The organism is Helicobacter sp. T3_23-1059, from assembly GCF_053654515.1.
Map to the genome: position 1 here is coordinate 1 of NZ_JBSIUV010000252.1, position 377 is coordinate 377.

A 377-nucleotide genomic window follows, 5' to 3' on the forward strand; every position below is an offset into this window, starting at 1 on the left:
GGCTATATTGAAAATCTATCCTCTCACCCTTTTAGTGAATTTAACGCTAGTAGTGCGTTTAATACTAACAATGCCTTTAACGCAAACAGCACAAACAATCACTTTAACACCAACAATAACCAAAGCCACTATGCTAATAATCGCTCAATCAACCACACTCACACAAACAACAATCACTTAAACAATCAAATAAATTACCCAAGCAATCAAAAAAACCAAAATCCAAACAATCTAAACTTCCACCCCAATGCCTTAATTGACTGCTTTGCTACTTTTAGCATAACAAATCCATATCCAAACAATAGCACACCATCACTTTCAAACACACTAGATTTTATTACTCCAATCGCAGAATCTAACAAATTCGCAGAATCTAA

1 pseudogene is annotated in these 377 nt (G+C 34.5%); it reads left to right on the plus strand.

What is annotated here, in order from left to right:
* Nucleotides 1–6: 6 nt before the first annotated feature.
* Nucleotides 7–377 (plus strand): annotated as a pseudogene (locus ACWIX0_RS14295) (hypothetical protein); the annotation flags it as partial.